This is a genomic window from Janthinobacterium sp. 1L-D-8-B-C4, from assembly GCF_057291295.1.
The window spans coordinates 164,314-181,951 of sequence record NZ_JBXAVX010000002.1 but is presented as its reverse complement, the minus strand read 5'-3'; the positions used below and the strand labels follow the sequence as shown (position 1 = coordinate 181,951).

13 protein-coding genes are annotated in these 17,638 nt (G+C 62.2%); 6 read left to right on the top strand and 7 right to left on the bottom strand.

Going from position 1 to position 17,638, the window contains the following annotated elements; genetic code table 11:
- Positions 1 to 61: 61 nt before the first annotated feature.
- The 4 genes from AC0Z42_RS03870 to AC0Z42_RS03855 form a co-directional block, all read right to left on the bottom strand.
- Positions 62 to 2,287 carry a TonB-dependent receptor plug domain-containing protein gene (locus tag AC0Z42_RS03870; RefSeq protein ID WP_485466927.1) on the bottom strand — a complete coding sequence of 742 codons (2,226 nt, stop codon included), beginning with the start codon at positions 2,285 to 2,287 and terminating at the stop codon, positions 62 to 64.
- 457 nt (positions 2,288 to 2,744) lie between these two features.
- Positions 2,745 to 5,186 (bottom strand): ABC transporter permease, encoded by a 2,442-nt coding sequence (locus AC0Z42_RS03865; protein WP_485466926.1) that lies wholly within the window; start codon positions 5,184 to 5,186, stop codon positions 2,745 to 2,747.
- Positions 5,187 to 5,199: 13 nt separating this feature from the next.
- Positions 5,200 to 5,910, bottom strand: coding sequence for an ABC transporter ATP-binding protein (locus AC0Z42_RS03860; RefSeq protein WP_485466925.1), 711 nt, complete (start codon positions 5,908 to 5,910; stop codon positions 5,200 to 5,202).
- A 27-nt stretch (positions 5,911 to 5,937) separates the two neighbouring features.
- Positions 5,938 to 7,230 (bottom strand): efflux RND transporter periplasmic adaptor subunit, encoded by a 1,293-nt coding sequence (locus AC0Z42_RS03855; protein WP_485466924.1) that lies wholly within the window; start codon positions 7,228 to 7,230, stop codon positions 5,938 to 5,940.
- A 198-nt stretch (positions 7,231 to 7,428) separates the two neighbouring features.
- Between AC0Z42_RS03855 and AC0Z42_RS03850 the strand changes: the two genes are divergently transcribed.
- The 3 genes from AC0Z42_RS03850 (at position 7,429) to asd (ending at position 11,373) form a co-directional block, all read left to right on the top strand.
- Entirely contained in the window at positions 7,429 to 8,799 is a 1,371-nt protein-coding gene (locus AC0Z42_RS03850) for a sigma-54-dependent transcriptional regulator (protein WP_485466923.1), read from the top strand.
- Positions 8,789 to 10,006 (top strand): sensor histidine kinase, encoded by a 1,218-nt coding sequence (locus tag AC0Z42_RS03845; protein WP_485466922.1) that lies wholly within the window; start codon positions 8,789 to 8,791, stop codon positions 10,004 to 10,006. The genes AC0Z42_RS03850 and AC0Z42_RS03845 overlap by 11 nt, the downstream gene beginning before the upstream one ends.
- Positions 10,007 to 10,524: 518 nt before the next feature.
- Positions 10,525 to 11,373, top strand: coding sequence for an archaetidylserine decarboxylase (asd, locus tag AC0Z42_RS03840; protein WP_485467310.1), 849 nt, complete (start codon positions 10,525 to 10,527; stop codon positions 11,371 to 11,373).
- A 5-nt stretch (positions 11,374 to 11,378) separates the two neighbouring features.
- Here the strand turns inward: asd and AC0Z42_RS03835 are convergent, their stop codons facing one another.
- Positions 11,379 to 12,284, bottom strand: a complete 906-nt coding sequence (locus tag AC0Z42_RS03835) for a LysR family transcriptional regulator (RefSeq protein WP_485466921.1) — start codon at positions 12,282 to 12,284, stop codon at positions 11,379 to 11,381.
- Positions 12,285 to 12,408: 124 nt separating this feature from the next.
- Here AC0Z42_RS03835 and AC0Z42_RS03830 point away from each other — a divergent pair, with 124 nt between their 5' ends.
- From AC0Z42_RS03830 to AC0Z42_RS03820, 3 genes are all read left to right on the top strand, one after another.
- Entirely contained in the window at positions 12,409 to 13,008 is a 600-nt protein-coding gene (locus tag AC0Z42_RS03830; RefSeq protein WP_485466920.1) for an FMN-dependent NADH-azoreductase, read from the top strand.
- Positions 13,009 to 13,039: 31 nt separating this feature from the next.
- Complete coding sequence (locus AC0Z42_RS03825; protein ID WP_485466919.1) at positions 13,040 to 13,933, top strand: pirin family protein; 894 nt, start codon at positions 13,040 to 13,042, stop codon at positions 13,931 to 13,933.
- Positions 13,934 to 14,057: 124 nt separating this feature from the next.
- Positions 14,058 to 15,005: a cation diffusion facilitator family transporter gene (locus AC0Z42_RS03820; protein ID WP_485466918.1), complete on the top strand. Its 948-nt coding sequence runs from the start codon at positions 14,058 to 14,060 to the stop codon at positions 15,003 to 15,005.
- A 10-nt stretch (positions 15,006 to 15,015) separates the two neighbouring features.
- On the opposite strand, the gene AC0Z42_RS03815 is transcribed toward AC0Z42_RS03820, so the two are convergent.
- Positions 15,016 to 17,271, bottom strand: coding sequence for a RelA/SpoT family protein (locus AC0Z42_RS03815; RefSeq protein WP_485466917.1), 2,256 nt, complete (start codon positions 17,269 to 17,271; stop codon positions 15,016 to 15,018).
- 7 nt (positions 17,272 to 17,278) lie between these two features.
- Positions 17,279 to 17,629 carry a RidA family protein gene (locus AC0Z42_RS03810; protein WP_485466916.1) on the bottom strand — a complete coding sequence of 117 codons (351 nt, stop codon included), beginning with the start codon at positions 17,627 to 17,629 and terminating at the stop codon, positions 17,279 to 17,281.
- Positions 17,630 to 17,638 lie beyond the last annotated feature (9 nt).

Below are 17,638 nucleotides of genomic sequence, written 5' to 3'. Positions count from 1 at the left end.
TATAGGTCACTGAAGGCAACTGCGGGCAGACGGTCAGCGCGGTTCTCTGCCAGGCCAGCCGTCAGAATTTCATTTCCATGGTGGCGCGCGCCTGCGGCGTGGTGCGCGAGATACCGGCACGCACGATGCTGCCGTTTGCATCAGTGAAAGTCGAATTGTTTTCATAATCCTGTGCCAGCAAGTTCGACACGGCCAGGCGCAGCTGGTTTTGCGGATTGAATTTCCATAGCGCATACAGGTCGAGGTCGCGCCGCGGCGAGGCATAGGCAAACTGCTGCAGCGTGATGCGCACCGGGCCACCGCTGGTAAAAGTGAGGCTGCCACCGGTGGTCAGCATGCCGCCCGGCGTCTTGTAGTCGATGCCGACGTTGCCACTGACTGGCGTCTGCTGGTCGAGCCGGTTGTTTGGTCCCGGCACATGCGCCACTTGCGACCAGTTGCGGTTAATGCTGGCGCGCATGTCGATCGCCGGCGCGCTGGCGCCCTGTACTGCGCGCCAGGGAAACTTCGCCTCCAGCCCGACCGTCTGCGTGTCGGCGCGGCCGTCGTTGACAGGCGTGGAGACCCAGCGCCCGTCCTGCAACAGCAGGCCCTGGCGCGTGTAGCCGTCGATGCGGCGCGCCGAGACGCGCGCGCTGAACAAGGCGCCTTCGGCCCAGTAATGGTCATACGAGGCGTCGATGCCCAGCGCCAGTTCCGGTTCGAGCTGTGGATTACCCTGGCGGTCAGGCGCCGCCTGGCTATTGTTGGTCGAGATGCTGCGGCGCGGTATCAGGTTCGAGGTGGACGGCGCCTTGTAAGTGCGCGTCAGGGCCAGGCGCAATTGGTCGCCTTTGGTATCAGGCAGTTTCCACAGCGTTTGCAGCAGCGGACTCCAGACGCTGCTGCGCTGGTCGACGGCGTCAAAACGGTTGCCCGACGTGCGCGTGGCGATGCCTTCCCAGCGCAGGCCCGCATACATCGACCAGCGCGGCGTGATATCCCACTCGTCCTGCGCGTACAGGGCCAGCAGGTTGACGCCGGCGTCGAAGTTGTCATCGCTGGCAACCGGAGCGCTGCCGCCCGGCACTGCGCGTTCGCGCTGGCGTCGCTCTTCCTCGCGCCGGCTGAGCGTGCCATCCCAACCCATCGACAGCGCATGGCCCGGCATCCAGGGCGAGGAAATCTTGCCGCTCGACGACAGCGTCCTGTACCTCGCATCGACATCCACCTTGCGGTCCAGCGCCAGCCCTACGCCGTCGATCTCGCCCAAGGTGGCGGCCTCGGCCGAACTGCTGCTGGCCATGCCGCGCAAGCCCAGTTCCAGCCTGGCGCCACCGTCCAGCTTGTGCACCCAGCCGAGGTCGGTGCGGACGAATACCTGGCGATTCCGATTGCGGCTGTCGTCGGTATCGATGTCGGGCGGCGCGCCCAGCACGGTCTCGGTGTGGTAGTTGCCGCGACTGTCGCTACGGCCGGCATTGAGGAAAAACTGCGCGGTGAAACTGTCGCCGCCCAGCGTATTCCAGTTCAGCCGCGGCGCCAGGTTGATGCCTTCGGAGCGGCCATTGCCGCCGCCGCTGATACGGCGCAGCAAGTTTTGCTCGCCATCGGGCAGATAGCCCAGGTCCAGCGCCGGGCTGTCGTCCACGCCGCCATACTCATAGTCGTAGCGGTAGAAAGACGCCGCCAGCGACCAGGAAAACAGGCCATCCTTGTCCGACAGTTGCAGGTTGCCATTGCCGGAGCGCGCATCGCGCCCGCCCCCGGCCCCCAGCTTGAGCTCGCGCTGGGCCTTTTTCACCGCTTTCTTGAGCACCACATTGATGGTGCCGGCGATCGACTGCGTGCTGAATTCGGCGCTGGCCGCGTGCAGGATCTCGATACGCTCGATCATGTCGGGCGCCAGAGTATCGAGCGAAAAGCCGTCTGGCGCGCGTTCGCCGTTGAGCAGTATCTGCGTATAGCCGCTGCCCAGGCCGCGCATGCGGATCTCGCCGCCCTGGCGCCCGGCCGCGCCGGTGACGGTAATGCCGGGCAGGCGCTTGAGCACGTCGGTCACGCTGGTATCGCCATACTTCAGGATTTCCTCGCTGCCCACCACCATCTTGCTGGCCGTATCGTCGCGGCGCGGATCGTAAGCATTACCCTTGACTTCGACCTGTTGCGCCTGCTCCGCCACCGTGCTGGCATCGGCAGGCTGGACGCCGGTGTTGCCCTGGGACGTATCCTGCGCGCTGGCACTGAAGGCAAACAGCAAGGTGGCACCGCACAGGACAAGGCGAAACAGCGGCAGGCAGACTGGCATAGGAGGACCTTGAAAGTGGTGCTGCAGCGGAAAGTGGCAGCGGCATTATGCCTCTTCCGAAGTCGGCGAGGCGTATGTCATTTGCCAGTTACGCAATTTTATTTTTGACGCAAGAAAATTATGTCAGGACAATCACCCGGATCGAATATCTCCTGGTTGCGCCATGTTGCATCCTCTCGCCAGCTTGTGGCGCCATCCGACGCGGGTCTCTTTTTATGCGTCGGACGCCATGGCTGGCCGTGCTTTTTTTTCAGGCCGGCGCGCAAGCGCAGCCACAGCGCTTGGGAACACGGCGTCGCTTTTGCTCGACAGACTAGGCATTTGATTATTTGCGTTACTGGTCGGGGCACGCCGGACGCCCGAGCCCAGCTGAAAAGCCTGCTGCAGCGCTCCGGCACGCCACTGGTAGGCGCCTGTCCGGGCGGGGACGGATGTGCCCGTAACAAACATTGATGCGTTACATTCGAAGAGCATAGGCGGGACGGACCTTGATCGCGATCCACGCTTGTCGACTGGCTGCCGCCAATGCAACGACGCTGGTCACGACGAACGCGAGCAGCAGGGTCAAGTACCCGACAGGTGCCGTTTCGACCCACGTAGACAGATAACGTGCGATGGCCACTGCTGCAACCGGCAATCCAATTAACGCGGCCACCGACAGCATAGTTCCGACGCCGCGCAAGACTAGCAGGCCGATAGCAGAGTCACTTGCACCATGCAGCTTGCGCAAGACGATTTCGCGAGCGCGGCGCTGCACTGTATCGGCCGACAGAACGTAGGTTCCAAATGCGGCAAGGGTCAGGGCGATACCTGTTGCCAGTGCGAGCAGGCTGGCCATGCGCGCATCGTCCGCATAATTGGCGGCGAGGACGCCCGACGCTGGCTGGATGGACGGAATGGCCGAGGGGAAATAACTTGGCCATATGGACCTGATGACATTAACCACCTTGGCGGGGTCGCCATCCGTGCGCACGCTCAAGGCACTACCGCCTGTGCTCAATTGGAACGCCATCGGCGCCGGTGCTTCGCGCAATGACTGGAACCGCAGTGGTGGCGCGATCCCGATGACACGACCTGGGACCGGCTTGTTATCAAAACTTGTCGTGATGACGATTTGACCAAGTGCTGCTCGTGCGTCGGCAAAGCCGAGCTGGCGTGCTGCAAGTGCATTCAGGACCAGCGGCAGGGAGTCGTCGTCATGGTCCAGGGTGCGATCGAATAAGCGCCCGGCTTCTGGCTTGATGGCGTAAAGCATAAAAAAATTGCGGCCAACTTGCTTGATTTCCATCGTGGCACTGGTGCCATCCGGACGTTTCAGGTCGCGGCGCCACGTGTCGTTATGACGGCCGATCGCGTCATCCGACACAGCGACGTCTTGTACCCCGGGCGCAGCCGCCAAAGCCGTCATCAGGCCGCGCGCTGGTGCGCTGTATTTGACCTGTTCAGGCATATCCACGATGAGTATGGAGGCCGGGTCGAATCCAGGCGAAGCACGCATGGCGTAACTTGTCTGCCAAGCGATTGCTAACGTCACACTGGCAAATCCCATCGCTGCGGTTAGCTGCGCCACGGTCATACTGCGCCGCAGGCGTGCAGTCGCACGCGATTCAGTTGCCGTGCGCCCGGCCAATGATTTTGCCGAAGGGACAGACCAGGCAATCCACGCCGGCCAGGCCGCCGTCAACAGCCCGAGCCCGACGACAAGGGTACCGACCCAACCCAGGTCGCCAACTGTGAAGGCGTCATTGAGTTGGCGGCCGACCAGGGTCGAAAACAGCGGCAGTGCCAACCATGCCAGGAGCAGGCCGACAGAGGCCGCCAAGAACGTGATCAGCCATGCTTCCGCCAGCAATTCCAGCGCAATGTTCCAACCTGAGACGCCGAGCACTTTGCGCATGGCCAGTTCACGCTGGCGCCGCACTACCCGCACGGTCGCCAGGTTCACGAAATTGATCGAAGCCAGAACAAGGATGAGCACGGCGACAGCGGCAAGGCCGGCAACGACCACCGGATCGCCCCGCTGGCCGGCGCCAGCGATGAAATTACCCTTGATGCCCGTATCGAAATACGCTGCATCGAGCCGCGCCAGCGCAATGTCCATTACTGGGCGCAGGCCCAGGCGCGCCTTGATCTCGGGGGCCTGCTGATGTAATGCTGGTGCAGCGTCGACTGCGTCCTGCAGCTGCCGGACAAGCATCGGCAAGGATGTGCCGGTGTTCACACGCACCAGGAGCTTGCCTGGCCAGCCTTTGAGGCCGGTTCGCATTTCATCGCGGACATCGGCCGCGAGCGTTGAATCGGTGCCTAGTAGTGCTTCAAACGGCATGGTGGTATTCGCCGCCGGCGTACGCAGCACCGCGCCAACCCGTAACAATTTACCTTCCGCAAACATACTGCGGCCCAGGGCCTGCTTGGTGCCAAACAAGCGCATTGCAGTCAATTCGGTGACCGCGACCTGATCCGGCGCTCCCAATGCGGTGGCAAGATCGCCCCGCACTGCCCTCAGGCCCAACATCTCGACAAAACCAGGCAAGACAGTCAGGCTTTTCAGGGCATGCAGCTTGCCGTCGACGTTGACCGTCAAGCCTGTTGTCTCGGGACGTGATGGCAAGTAGCCGGTGGCCGCAGCCACACCGGGTGCTGCCGCTGCAACAGAGCGCAGCAGCAGCGGCGCCTGGTCGTACCAGGGGCCCGTGGGATCGACATTGTCGCGTTGCTTCACGACGTAGACATGTTCCACATCGGGCACTTCGGCATTATATTGCCAGCAGTAACGCACCCAGCCGAGAATCAGTATGGCTGAAGCAATGCCGATAGCCAGGGTGCCTATGACAATGGCAGCGTAGGCGGGTTCGCGCCGCAGTGCGCGTGCGCTGTGGCGCATCGTGGTCAATAACATGTTCGCTCTCCGGTCAGGCGGGCTGCAGGGCGTCGATCAGGATACGGCCGTCCAGCAGCCGTACCGTACGAGAAGCTTGCGCGGCGTGCGTCGGCGAGTGCGTCACCATGACGATGGTCGTGCCATCTGCATTGATCTGACGCAGAATGCGCATCACCTCGTCGCCGTGTGCTGTATCAAGATTGCCCGTTGGCTCATCAGCAAGCAGCAGCGCTGGACTGGCCACAAGCGCGCGCGCGATGGCGACACGCTGTTGCTGTCCGCCGGAAAGTTGCGAAGGACGGTGACCGGCGCGGTGCGCCACGCCTAGTTGATCGAGCATCGCGGCGACGCGAACCTTTCGTTGCGTTGCAGACACATCCAGGTAGTCAAGTGCCAATGCCACATTTTCGGCAACCGTCAATTCTTCGATGAGATTGAAATTCTGAAAAATGAAACCGATACGTCCGCGCCGTAATCGGTTGAGCTGTGCCTCGCTCCAGCCCGCCACATTGCGACCATCAAACCAGCATTCGCCACCGTCGGGCGTGTCCAGCAGTCCCAGCATCGCCAGGAGTGTTGACTTGCCACAGCCGGACGGCCCGATGATCGCCACATATTCACCTGCGGCGATGGTGAGGTCAATCCGGTCAAGCGCCGTTGTCTGCACCTCACCGCCGCGATACGTTTTCGTCATGTTGACGAGCCTGAACATGCTTTCCTGTCGTGTGCGATTCAATTGCATGATTTTGTCATTTCCGTGAGAGACCTGTTAGTGGGTAAGCTGAAGATGCAGCGCCGTTGCATACGGCGTGTAGGATGACACGATGACGCGTTCGCCGGCGACCAGACCGTCGAGTACTTCGATCTGCATGCTGTTGCGCCGGCCAAAACGCACGGCCCGGTGCTCCGCTTGTACGCCGTCAGCGCGCACGACGAATACCCAGCCGCCGCCGGTGTCATTGCTGAACGCATCATTTGGAAGAAGCAAGCTGGTCCGCGCCGCACCGAGCGTGATCAGGACGTCGACGCTCTGGCCTGGGCTGAGGGTGGCCGGCTGGCCATCAACGAACGTCAACTCAACCGTGAATTTGCCGTCGCTCACTTGCGGATATATGCGGCTGACAACCACGTGCCTGGTGTGGCCATCGATCACGGCTGTCGCCGGTAGGCCGGTGGCAAGGCGACGTAAATAGTATTCGTCGAGCTGGGCCGCTAAACAAAATTGCGCGATGTCGTCAATGCGTCCAAGGCGTTGTCCTGATCGGACTGTTTCCCCTACCTGCAATTTGAAATCTGCCAGGCGGCCGGCAACGGGCGCGCGCACGGCCAGTGCATCGACGCCGGCATTGACCAACTTCAGGCCATCTTCCAGCCTGGATACCGCCTGGGCGATCTGTTCGATGGCGTCGCGCCGGGCTGCCTCTTCGCTTTTCCGAGCGGCGTCTTCGCTGGCTAGCGCGTGGCGCTGCCGCGTCAGCTGGTCGGCTACTTCTTCCAGCGCAGAACCCGACACGAAACCCTGCTTGGCCAGTGCCGCGCTCCTCGCGAATTGCTTCTCGGCCTGAGCGACTGCAAACGCGAGGTCGGCGCTGCGCCGCGCACTTTCCGCCCGGCTGGTTTCACCCGCAAGGCGCAGGTTCAACAGGTTTGAAATCTGCTGCGCATGTTCAGCTTCGCGTGCAAGCACCTCAAGCCGGCGCTGTGGATTCGACAGCCGGAACAGTAATTCGCCTTGGCGTACCAGCGCGCCATCGCGCACCATCACCGCTTCGGCCCGGCCATTTTCCACCACATCCAGCACGACCGAGTGCAGCGGCTGGGCCGTTGCACGCGCGGCCACGTCGTCGCGCAGGATGCCGCGCTCGACGACAGCGATGCGCACACTAGCAGCAGGTACCTGCAGTCCGCTGGGCCAGAGCCACCATGCCAGTGCGGCAAGTGCAATCAAGATGAGCAAAATCGCTATTGCCATGCCCCAACGCCGGCCGCGCTGTCGCAGGGCCGGTTGGTCCATGGCCGCACCCGTAGGGCATGATGCATTTTTGCTGTAGTCTTTTGTCATGATTTCTCCTGTCGCAACATCCGTGCCACGCGGTTTCGGACCAATCGACCGGCATTTTTTTCAATTGCCCGCTGATTCGTTCGCAAACGCACACGCAAACTGTTCACTTCCGGACACTTTGGGCAAAGTGATATCGCGCTGTGGAATCATGCAAAGCAATGCTGATAAACTTGAGTTCTGTTAATTCTTTTATTTCCAATGTCCGGCAAGCAAGCAAATGTACTGATCCTCGACGACGATGCAGACGTGGCGCTGGCAGCGCGCATGCTGCTGCGCCGGCACGTTGCGCAGGTCGCGACACTTGACCATCCTGCACAGTTACCCACATGGCTCGCAAGCAATCGTCCTGACGTTGTTCTCCTCGATTTGAATTTTTCGGCGGGACGGACGGATGGTGGCGAAGGTATGCAGGTTTTGGCGCAATTGAGGGCGCTGCCCAACCCACCCGATATCATCGCAATGACCGCGTACGCTGATGTTCCTCTGGCCGTTGCGGCGATGCAGGGCGGCGTAAGCGATTTTCTGACAAAACCGTGGGATAACGTTCGCCTGGTGCATGCTGTCGAGGCAGCCTTTGCGCGACAGGCCTTGCGTCAGCCTTTTCATGCCAAAGCATCTGACGCGGCGCCAGCCGACGCCGATGGATTGCTCGGAAACTCGACTGCGATGGCTGCCTTGCGTGACATGATCGCCAGTGTGGGGCCCACCGAGGCAAATGTCATGATCCTGGGAGAAAACGGCGTTGGCAAGGAACTGGTGGCGCGAGCCGTTCACCGGGCTTCACACCGGGCATCCCGGCAGTTTCTCGCAGTGGATATGGGGAGCCTGCCAGAGGCAACGCTGGAAAGCGAGTTGTTCGGACACCGGCGCGGCGCGTTCACCGATGCACGCAATGACCGCGCGGGCCGCTTCCAGGCAGCGTGCGGTGGCACATTGTTTCTTGACGAAGTCAGCAATATGCCCTTGACAGCACAAGCGAAGCTGCTGACAGCGCTCGAACGACGCCAGGTGACGCCCTTGGGCGCCGACACTCCCGAGGGCGTTGACGTGCGCGTCATTAGTGCCACCAATCTCGAAGAAGACCGGCTGCACGACGCTGCGCTTTTTCGCACAGACCTTCTGTTTCGCCTGAATACTATCGTCCTGCGCGTTCCGCCCTTGCGCGAGCGCGCGGGCGACATTCCGGACTTGCTGCGCCATTATTTGGCCCACTACGAGCGCCAATATCGCAAACCCCCGCGCGCCATAGCAGCGACTGCATTCGATGTACTGTGCTCGAATGCATGGCCAGGCAATGTTCGCTCCCTGCGCCATGCCTGTGAACGCGCTGTCATCCTGGGTCGGGAAAATGTCTATGCCATCGCTGACTTTGGTATTTCGGCGAAGACAGCTGTGCCGACGTTATCGCCCCCGCTCACCATCGATGTCCCACGTGAACTGGGTACACTCGAACGTGCCGCCATCGCCGCGGCACTGCTGGAAGTGAAGGGAAATATCAGCAAGGCTGCCAAGACGCTGGGTGTAAGCCGGGCAGCGCTGTATCGCAAGCTGGACAAACATGGGTTATAGACAGGCTCGCGTCGCCCTCGGCGGGACCCTGCTTGCTGCGGCTGGCTGGGTAGGTGGTGCGCTAAATGAGAGCGTTGATGGCCTGGGAGCACGCGCCGCCGTTTTGCTCGTCCTGACAGTGCTGCTCGCTGCAGCGCTGATTTGGCATTCAATCGGACACCTTACGGCAATGACGCCAGAGAGACGGTTTCCACTCACGGCTTTGCAAGCGCCTGAGACTCTCCGGCTGCTATTGCTTGAAGCACGCCTTGAACATGCACCGGTCCCTCTGTTCAACATGACTCCCACCAGGATGGAACCATTGAATGCCAGCGCGCGGCGCCTTCTGGCGCCTGGACGTGTCACTGACACAGTTCCCCTGAGTACGGCTTTGGCCGGCCTGTCCGTTGGCACGCGGACGCTGGTTCAGTTCGACAGTGAGCATGGCACTGAACGTGCCCTGGCCGTCCGCAATGCGTTGACCGTCGATGGTGCGCCGCAGTCCCTGGTTGCACTTCTGCCGCTGGAGGACGAACTATCCGCTGAAGCCATGCAAGCCTGGCGCAAGCTCGTCCATGTATTGACCCATGAGATCATGAATTCACTGACACCGGTGGCGTCCCTTTCGCAAACGTCGCGCACGCTGCTCGCTGAGGCAGCAGGCTCTCTCGCTCCCGACGTGGCCGCAGACCTTGACGTCGCGCTGGACGCAATAAGCCGTCGCGCTGAAAGTCTGGCTCATTTCGTCAGCCATTACCGCGTGTTGGCTAGCCTACCTATGCCTCTGCCGCAACAATTCCTGATTAAAGACTTGTTTGCACGTTTATCGGCTTTGGTGGCACCGAGCTGGCAGGCCCGCGGAGGAAGCGCGACTTTCGTCGTCGCATCAAGTACGCTGGCATTACGGGCTGACTCTGGCCAGATCGAACAAGCTCTGGTTAACCTGCTCCAGAATGCGGTAGAAGCAACCACCGCGAGTCCGGTGCCTCAAGTTGCCGTCGATGCGCGCCTCACGACCGGTGGCCGGTTGCGCATCGATGTGCGTGACAATGGACATGGCATTGCCGATGGGGTAGCGTCGGAAATGTTTACGCCATTTTTCTCGACCAAAAAACAGGGAGGCGGTATCGGTCTTGCAATGGTGCGGCAGCTAATTCAGTTGAACGGCGGAACTGTGCGCTATGCCCGTCCGGTCAACGATGGCGCTCACTTCATCATCACATTCTAGATCAAGGCATCTCTAATATTTTCAGTGAAGAACGCTAACAGTTAGAGTCCCGCATCTGTCAGGCCTTGCCAGATTTGAGGGCGAGCGGTGCTACGCCACACTGGCAGCACTGGCGCAGCGTCGCCAAGAACAAGCACCAGGAGAGTTCCAAAAGCAAGGCAAGGCGATCAACGACAAGGTACGTCTGTATTCGAAAGCATGGGATACCGTATCGGTGGGCCGCTGCCGGCGGCGGCCGAAGGCAGCCGAAGGCAGCCGATGGGAGTTGAAACTCGAAGCGCCGCCCCAAACGCCGCAGTGACCGCCGCCACGGCGGCGACTGGCGCGGGCGGCGCACCGCAGCCCAGCTGCCACCGCCATCCCAGCACCTGCGGCGCAAATGCCTGTTCGCTGTCGCTGCATTACCGGCTTTGACACGGGCAAACGCAGGCGCAGGCACTTGCCGGATTCGCCCTCCCCTCCCGACACCGCTATAATGCGTTTACATCATTATTTCACCCTCCCCTCAAAGGCCCCCTATCGTGTCCCGTCTTGCCGTCCTGCCCCAATATCTGCTGCCCAAGAGCGCGTTGACCAACTTCGCCGGCCGGGTTGCCGGCGCCAGGGGCGGCGCCATGACCACGCGGCTGATCCGCTTGTTCGTCGGCCGCTACAACGTCAACATGGATGAGGCGCTCGATTCGGACATCACGCACTACACCAGCTTCAACGATTTCTTCACGCGCGCACTGCGCCCAGGCGTGCGCCCGATCGCGCAAGCCGACTACGTATGCCCGGTCGATGGCCGCATCAGCCAGTTCGGCGCCATCGACAAGGACCAGATCTTCCAGGCCAAGGGCCACAATTTCACAACCACCGCGCTGGTCGGCGGCGATGCGGCGCTGGCGGCGCAGTTCGAGCACGGCAGCTTTGCCAACCTGTACCTGAGTCCGCGCGACTACCACCGCATCCACATGCCGTGCGACGGCCGTCTGACGCGCATGATCTATGTGCCGGGCGAGCTGTTTTCCGTCAACCCGACCACCGCGCGCGGCATCCCTGGCCTCTTTGCCCGCAACGAACGCGTGGTCTGCGTGTTCGACACGGCCAACGGCCCCTTCGTGATGACCCTGGTGGGCGCCACCATCGTCGGCAGCATGGCCACCGTCTGGCATGGCGTGGTGAATCCACCGCGCTCGGGCCAGGTACGCGACTGGAGCTATGCCAACGACAATATCGTGCTGAAAAAAGGCGAGGAACTGGGCCGCTTCCTGCTCGGCTCCACGGTCGTCATGCTGTTCCCGAAAGACAAGCTGCAGTTCAACCCTGCGTGGCAACCGGCCGGCCCGGTGCAGCTTGGTGAAGTGATGGGCAACTTGTCCCGCTAACGCGGCTATACAGCTGTATCCATGCGGTACATCTCTTCCATCAGGTCCAGGAATGCGCGCGTCTTGGCCGGCATCAGCCGCCGGCCAGGAAACACGGCCCAGCCCGTGACCAGCGGAAAATTCCACTCCGGCAGCACCCGCACCAGCTCCCCCGTTTGCAGATAAGCGTTGGCGAAACGGTCGGTGCTGGCCGCAATGCCCACGCCCGTGCACGCCATGCGCACCAGCAATTCCGGCGAATTGGCCAGCAGGCGCACCGGCAAATCGCGCTCCCAGGCCGTCTTGCCACGTATCAAGGTCCAGCGTACCAGGCCATGCACGGTGGGCGGCAAGCTCAGCAAATCGTGCTGGAACAAATCGTCGGGGTGCTCGGGCAAGCCGTGCACGCTGGTGTATTGCGGCGAGGCATACAGCGCCAGGGTGCTGAAGGCAACACGGCGCGCCGCCAGGCTGGCGTCATCGGGCAGCTTGCCCATGCGAATGGCCAGGTCAAAATTTTCCTCCAGCAAATCCACGCGCCGCGCCGACAAGTCGAGTTCCAGCGAAATGGCCGGGTAGCGGCGCACGAATTCGGCCAGCACCTGGCGCATCAGGGCATCGGCAAAATCGGCCGGCATCGAGATGCGCAGCAAGCCGCTGGGCCCAAGCTGGCGGTGCTGGGCCAGCGCGCCGGCCGCCTCGGTTTCTTCCACCACCTTGCGCGCATGGTCGAGCAGGCTGGCGCCAAATTCGGTCAGCACCAGCTTGCGCGTGGTCCGTTGCAGCAGGCGTTCGCCCAGTTTGCCTTCCAATAGCGAAATGCGGCGCGACAAGGTCGACTTGGGCAAGTCGACGCGCTCGGCGGCGCGCGAAAAACTGCCGCACTCCACCACGCGGGCAAACAGCAGCAAATCGCCGGGATCGATGTCCATCTCATTCCTTCTTCGATTGTTCCATCAGTGGATTAATGTTATCCATTTTAACGCCTTCCGCATCAATTTTGGAATTGCTATAGTTCATCCATCGCAAGACAACTCACTCACTCGGAGAAACAAGATGAACATCCTGCAAATCAATTCCAGCGCCCGCAGCACCGGTTCCGCCTCCACCCGCCTGGCCGATGCCCTGGTCGCCCGCGTGCTCGCCGCCAATCCGGACGCTGCCGTAGTGCGCCGCGACCTGGCAGCCCAGCCGCATCCGGTGCTTGACGAAGCGACCCTGCAGGCACTGTTCACGCCGGCCGAGCAGCGCAGCGCCGAACAGGCGGCACGCGTGGCGCTCGACGACGCCCTGATCGCCCAGGTGCAAGCGGCCGACGTGATCGTGGTCGGCGCGCCGATGTACAACTTCGGCATCACCGTGCAACTGAAAAGCTGGTTTGACGCGATTGCCCGCACCAACGTCACCTTCAAGTACACGGAAAAAGGCCCGGTCGGCCTGCTGAGCGGCAAAAAAGTCTATGTTGGCCTGTCGCGCGGCGGCTTGCACCGTGGCGGCGCGACCGACAGCCAGGTGCCATTCCTGAACACCATGTTCGGTTTCCTGGGCCTGACCGACGTGCAGTACGTGTATTCGGAAGGCATGGGCATGGGTCCGGAAGCTGTCGCCAAGGCGCAAGCCCAGGCCGACGCCGAGATCAACGCCATCCTGGTGTAAGCATTCAAAAAAATACTGACTGGAGAGCATCATGAACAACCTCACTACCGTTACCACCACCAGCACCGTCACCGCGCCGCGCAAGGTCGAGCGCGTGATTGCCGGCCAGGCCGTTATGGATGGCGCCGGCGTGAAGATCAACCGCGTGCTGACGCAGCAGTTGCAGCGCCGCCTCGATCCGTTCCTGATGCTCGACAATTTTGCCAGCGACCAGCCGAACGACTATATCGCCGGCTTCCCCGAGCACCCGCACCGCGGCTTTGAAACCGTGTCCTACATGATCACGGGCCGCATGCGCCATCGCGACAGCGCCGGCAACGAAGGCCTGCTGAGCTCGGGCGGCGTGCAGTGGATGACAGCCGGCAGCGGCGTGATCCATTCGGAAATGCCGGAACAGGAAGCCGGCGTGATGGAAGGTTTTCAGTTGTGGCTGAACCTGCCCGCCAGCGACAAGATGCGCACGCCCTGGTACCGCGATTTCAACAGCAGCGAGATCCCGCGCTACACCACCAGCGCCGGCGTGGCGGTGCAGGTCATCGCCGGCAGCAGCCATGGCGTGGCGGGCGCAGTACAGCGCGAACGCACCGAACCGCTGTACCTCGATATCGACCTGCCGGCCGGCAGCACGTTCGAGCAGCCCTTGCCGGCCGGCCATAACGCCTTTTTGTACACCTTCCGCGGTGCGGTCGAGGTCGACGGCAAGCCGGTACCGGCCCTGCGCATGGCGATCCTGGCCAATACCCCGGGCAGCGACGGCGTGCGCATCACCGCGCCCGAAGGCGGCCGCGTGATCCTGGTGGCCGGCCAGCCACTGAACGAGCCGATCGCGCAGTACGGCCCGTTCGTGATGAATACCCAGGCCGAGGTGTTCCAGGCGGTGCAGGACTTCCGTGAGGGCAAGTTCGGCGAGACCGCAGTGGCGTAACTGACGCTTCCGCAAGAAAACCTGCATCGCCTTGCGGCCATGCAGGTTTTTTTATGCCTGCCGTTCTGACGGCGCGCCGGCCTTTCCTTTACACTGGCGGCAAGATCATTCTCATAAGCATCCCATGCACGACACCAGCAACCACGACCACACTCATCTGCACGCCCACCTGAAAGGCGACGCCAAGCACACGCACTCGTTCACGGGGCGCAAGCAAAGCGTGCTGGCGTGGGCGCTAGGCTTGACGTTATCGTTTGCCGGCGTCGAAGTGGCGTTCGGTTTCCTGTCCAATTCGCTGGCGCTGATTTCCGACGCCGGCCATATGGTGACGGACGCGGCCGCGCTGGGCCTGGCGCTGCTGGCGCAGGTCATCGCGCGCCGCCCGCCCTCGCCGCGCCACTCGTTCGGCTTTGGCCGCGCCGAGGCACTGGCCGCCTTTGTCAACGGCCTGGCGATGCTGTGCGTGGTCGGCTGGATCTGCTATGAAGCGGTGCTGCGTTTTTCCACGCCCGAAGCCGTGCATGGCGACACGGTGGTAGTAGTGGCCGTCATCGGCCTGGCGATCAACCTGGTGGTGGCATGGGTGCTGGCCAAGGACAAAGAGAGCGTCAACACGCGCGCCGCGCTGGTGCATGTGATGGGCGACTTGCTCGGTTCGGTGGCGGCGATTGTCGCCGGCGCCGTGATTTATTTCACGGGCTGGATGCAAATCGACCCGCTGCTGTCGGTGCTGGTATCCCTGCTGATCCTGAAATCGACCTTTGGCGTGCTGAAGGACTCGTACCACTTCCTGATGGAAGGCGTGCCGCAGCAGATCGACTACCTGCAGGTGGGTGCCGACGTCGAGCAGATCGCCGGCGTGCTGTCGGTACACGACCTGCACGTGTGGGACATGTCGCCGGGCCAGCCGGCGCTGATCGGCCACGTGCAGATCGAACACCTGGACCGGTGGCCGTCGGTGCTGCGCGCCATCAAAAAGATGCTGCTGGCCAGCCACGGCATCGACCATATCACCTTGCAGCCGGAGACGACTGCGATGGCGGGCTTGCATCAGGACGACAAGACGCACTGATGCGGCCGGCTTAACTGCGCCGCGCTTCGAGCACGCCGCTGACGTCCTTGATGACATTCAAGGCTTTGAGCAACTGCGCCGTCGAGCTGATCTCGGCGGTAAATGTCATGCGGGCCTGGCCCTTGGCGCTTTGGGTGTTGACGCCGATGACGTTGATTTTTTCACGCGAGAAGATCTCGGAGATATCGCGCAGCAGGCCCTGGCGGTCGCCGGCCAGGATGAAGATATCGACCGGGTAGACGGTATCCTGGCCGCCGGTGCTGCCCCACTCCGTAAACAGCACGCGTTCGGGCGACTTGGCGCGCATTTCCTCGAAATTCTTGCAGGTGGCGCGGTGAATCGAGACGCCCTTGCCGCGCGTGACAAAACCGACGATGCTGTCGGGCGGCGCCGGCTTGCAGCACTTGGCCAGCACCGTCATCAGGCCTTCCGTGCCGACCACCAGCACGCCGGACTTGGCGCCCTGCTCCACGCTGGAGGCGCGGCTTTTGCCGACCAGCACGGCGTCTGCCGGCTCCACCACTTCGCCATTGTCGTGCAGCGCCTGCTCAACATGGCGCAGGCTGAATTCATCCTTGCCGACCGACAAAAACAGCTCGTCAACCTTGCCGAAACCCAGCTTGTGCGCCAGCGCTTCGAGGTTGACGGCAGTCTTGCCTTCGCGCTGCAACGATTTTTCCACCAGTGCGCGGCCGTGGCCCAGGGTTTCCTGCATGTCGATCGCATGGAACCAGGCGCGGATTTTCGAGCGCGTGCGGGTACTGACGGCGTAGCCGGCGCTGAGCCAGTCGCGCGACGGTCCGGCCGTGCCCGGCGCGCCCTTGGCGGTAATGATTTCGCAGGTCTGGCCGTTTTTCAATTGGGTGTTCAACGGCACCATCACGCCGTCGACCTTGGCGCCGCGGCAACGGTGGCCGACGTCGCTGTGCAGGTGGTAGGCGAAATCGACCGGCGTGGCGCCGACCGGCAACTCGAGCACGCGTGCCTGCGGCGTCATGACGAAAATGCGGTCGTCCAGGGTGGCGGACTTGAGTTTTTCTACCCACTCGCGCTGGATTTCTTCCTGGCCGACAACGGCATCGGCCACCTCGGTTTTCCAGGCCAGCAACTGGCGCAGCCAGGCGATCTTTTCGTCGTATTTTTGGCCGGCAAAGTTCGAGCCGCCCTCTTCCTTGTAGCGCCAGTGCGCCGCCACGCCGTATTCGGCAAAGCTGTGCATTTCGTTGGTGCGAATCTGCACTTCCAGCGGCCGGCTGTCGTCGGCCATCACCACCGTGTGCAGCGACTGGTAGCCATTCGGTTTCGGACGCGAAATATAGTCGTCGAACTCTTTCGGGATCGGCGTCCAGATATTGTGCACCACGCCCAGCACCGTGTAGCAGGTCTTCACGTCGGCGACGATCACGCGAAACGCGCGCACATCGTACAGCGCCGTGAAATCGAGTTCCTTGCCGCGCATCTTGTTCCAGATGCTGTAAATATGTTTCGGGCGGCCAAATACCTCGGCCTGGATGCCGGCTGCGGCCAGCTCCGTCTGCAGGCGCAAAATTGCCGAGGACACAAAACCCTCGCGCATCATGCGCTTTTCTTCGAGCATCTTGGCGATGCGTTTATAGGCGTCCGGTTCGATGAAGCGGAACGACAGGTCTTCCAATTCCCACTTCAGCTGCCAGATGCCCAGGCGGTTGGCCAGCGGCGCGTACAGGTCCAGGGTTTCCCGGCCGTATTCGCGCGTCATGTCGTTGAACAATTTCAGTTCGGCAAAATAGCGCAGGGTGGTCACGCACGAGGCCAGGCGCACCAGCACCACGCGCATGTCGGACGCCATCGCCAGCAGCATCTTGCGCAGGGTTTCCACTTGCGCCACGGCCTGCTGCGCCGCGTTCTTGCCGCGCCCGCCAGCGCCGCCGGCATGCGAGGTCTGGGTCAGCGCGCGCAGCCGTATCAGCTGGCGCACGCCGGTGGCCAGGTCGCACACCTGCTTGCCGAAGCGCGGCTCGATATCGGCCGCCGTGTCCGGTTCAAGCAAGGTCAGTTCGAACATCAGGCCGGCAATGCGGGTTTCCGCATCGCTGCGCAGGAACGCCAGCGTGCTGGCCACGCCGATGGCGAAGTCGAGCGCGGGACGGCCGGCAAAGGTCAGCTTGTCGCCATACGCCTCGGTCGCATAAGCCAGCGCATCGAGCACGCGCGCGCTGTCCGGCGCACTCAGGCCCTCGACCAGTTGTTCCGTGGTGGCGCTATTCGGGGCCGAAGTGGAAACCATGGTGGCCTTAGCGTTCTGCAGCGATGATGACGATTTCAACCAGGCATGCCGGATTGGCCAGTTTCGCTTCGACTGTAGCGCGCGGCGGCGTATGGCCGGAGGCTACCCAGTCGTCCCACACTTCGTTCATGCCGGCAAAGTGCTGCATGTCGGCGATATAGATCTGGCACGAAAGGATGCAGGTCTTGTCGCTGCCCGCTTCCATCAGGAGGCGGTCGACATGGCCCAGCACTTCGCGCGTCTGGCCGACGATGTCCTGGTTGGTATCTTCGGCGATCTGGCCGGCCAGGTAGATGGTGCCATTGTGAATGGCAACTTCGGACAGGCGTTTGCCTACGTGCAAGCGGGTAATTTCCATGCTGTTCTT

Excerpts from the sequence above, each read along its gene's own strand:
- AC0Z42_RS03870 (WP_485466927.1), bottom strand. The coding sequence starts at position 2,287 with ATGCCAGTCTGCCTGCCGCTGTTTCGCCTTGTCCTGTGCGGTGCCACC.
- AC0Z42_RS03865 (WP_485466926.1), bottom strand. The coding sequence starts at position 5,186 with ATGTTATTGACCACGATGCGCCACAGCGCACGCGCACTGCGGCGCGAA.
- AC0Z42_RS03860 (WP_485466925.1), bottom strand. The coding sequence starts at position 5,910 with ATGCAATTGAATCGCACACGACAGGAAAGCATGTTCAGGCTCGTCAAC.
- AC0Z42_RS03855 (WP_485466924.1), bottom strand. The coding sequence starts at position 7,230 with ATGACAAAAGACTACAGCAAAAATGCATCATGCCCTACGGGTGCGGCC.
- AC0Z42_RS03850 (WP_485466923.1), top strand. The coding sequence starts at position 7,429 with ATGTCCGGCAAGCAAGCAAATGTACTGATCCTCGACGACGATGCAGAC.
- AC0Z42_RS03845 (WP_485466922.1), top strand. The coding sequence starts at position 8,789 with ATGGGTTATAGACAGGCTCGCGTCGCCCTCGGCGGGACCCTGCTTGCT.
- AC0Z42_RS03835 (WP_485466921.1), bottom strand. The coding sequence starts at position 12,284 with ATGGACATCGATCCCGGCGATTTGCTGCTGTTTGCCCGCGTGGTGGAG.
- AC0Z42_RS03830 (WP_485466920.1), top strand. The coding sequence starts at position 12,409 with ATGAACATCCTGCAAATCAATTCCAGCGCCCGCAGCACCGGTTCCGCC.
- AC0Z42_RS03825 (WP_485466919.1), top strand. The coding sequence starts at position 13,040 with ATGAACAACCTCACTACCGTTACCACCACCAGCACCGTCACCGCGCCG.
- AC0Z42_RS03820 (WP_485466918.1), top strand. The coding sequence starts at position 14,058 with ATGCACGACACCAGCAACCACGACCACACTCATCTGCACGCCCACCTG.
- AC0Z42_RS03815 (WP_485466917.1), bottom strand. The coding sequence starts at position 17,271 with ATGGTTTCCACTTCGGCCCCGAATAGCGCCACCACGGAACAACTGGTC.
- AC0Z42_RS03810 (WP_485466916.1), bottom strand. The coding sequence starts at position 17,629 with ATGGAAATTACCCGCTTGCACGTAGGCAAACGCCTGTCCGAAGTTGCC.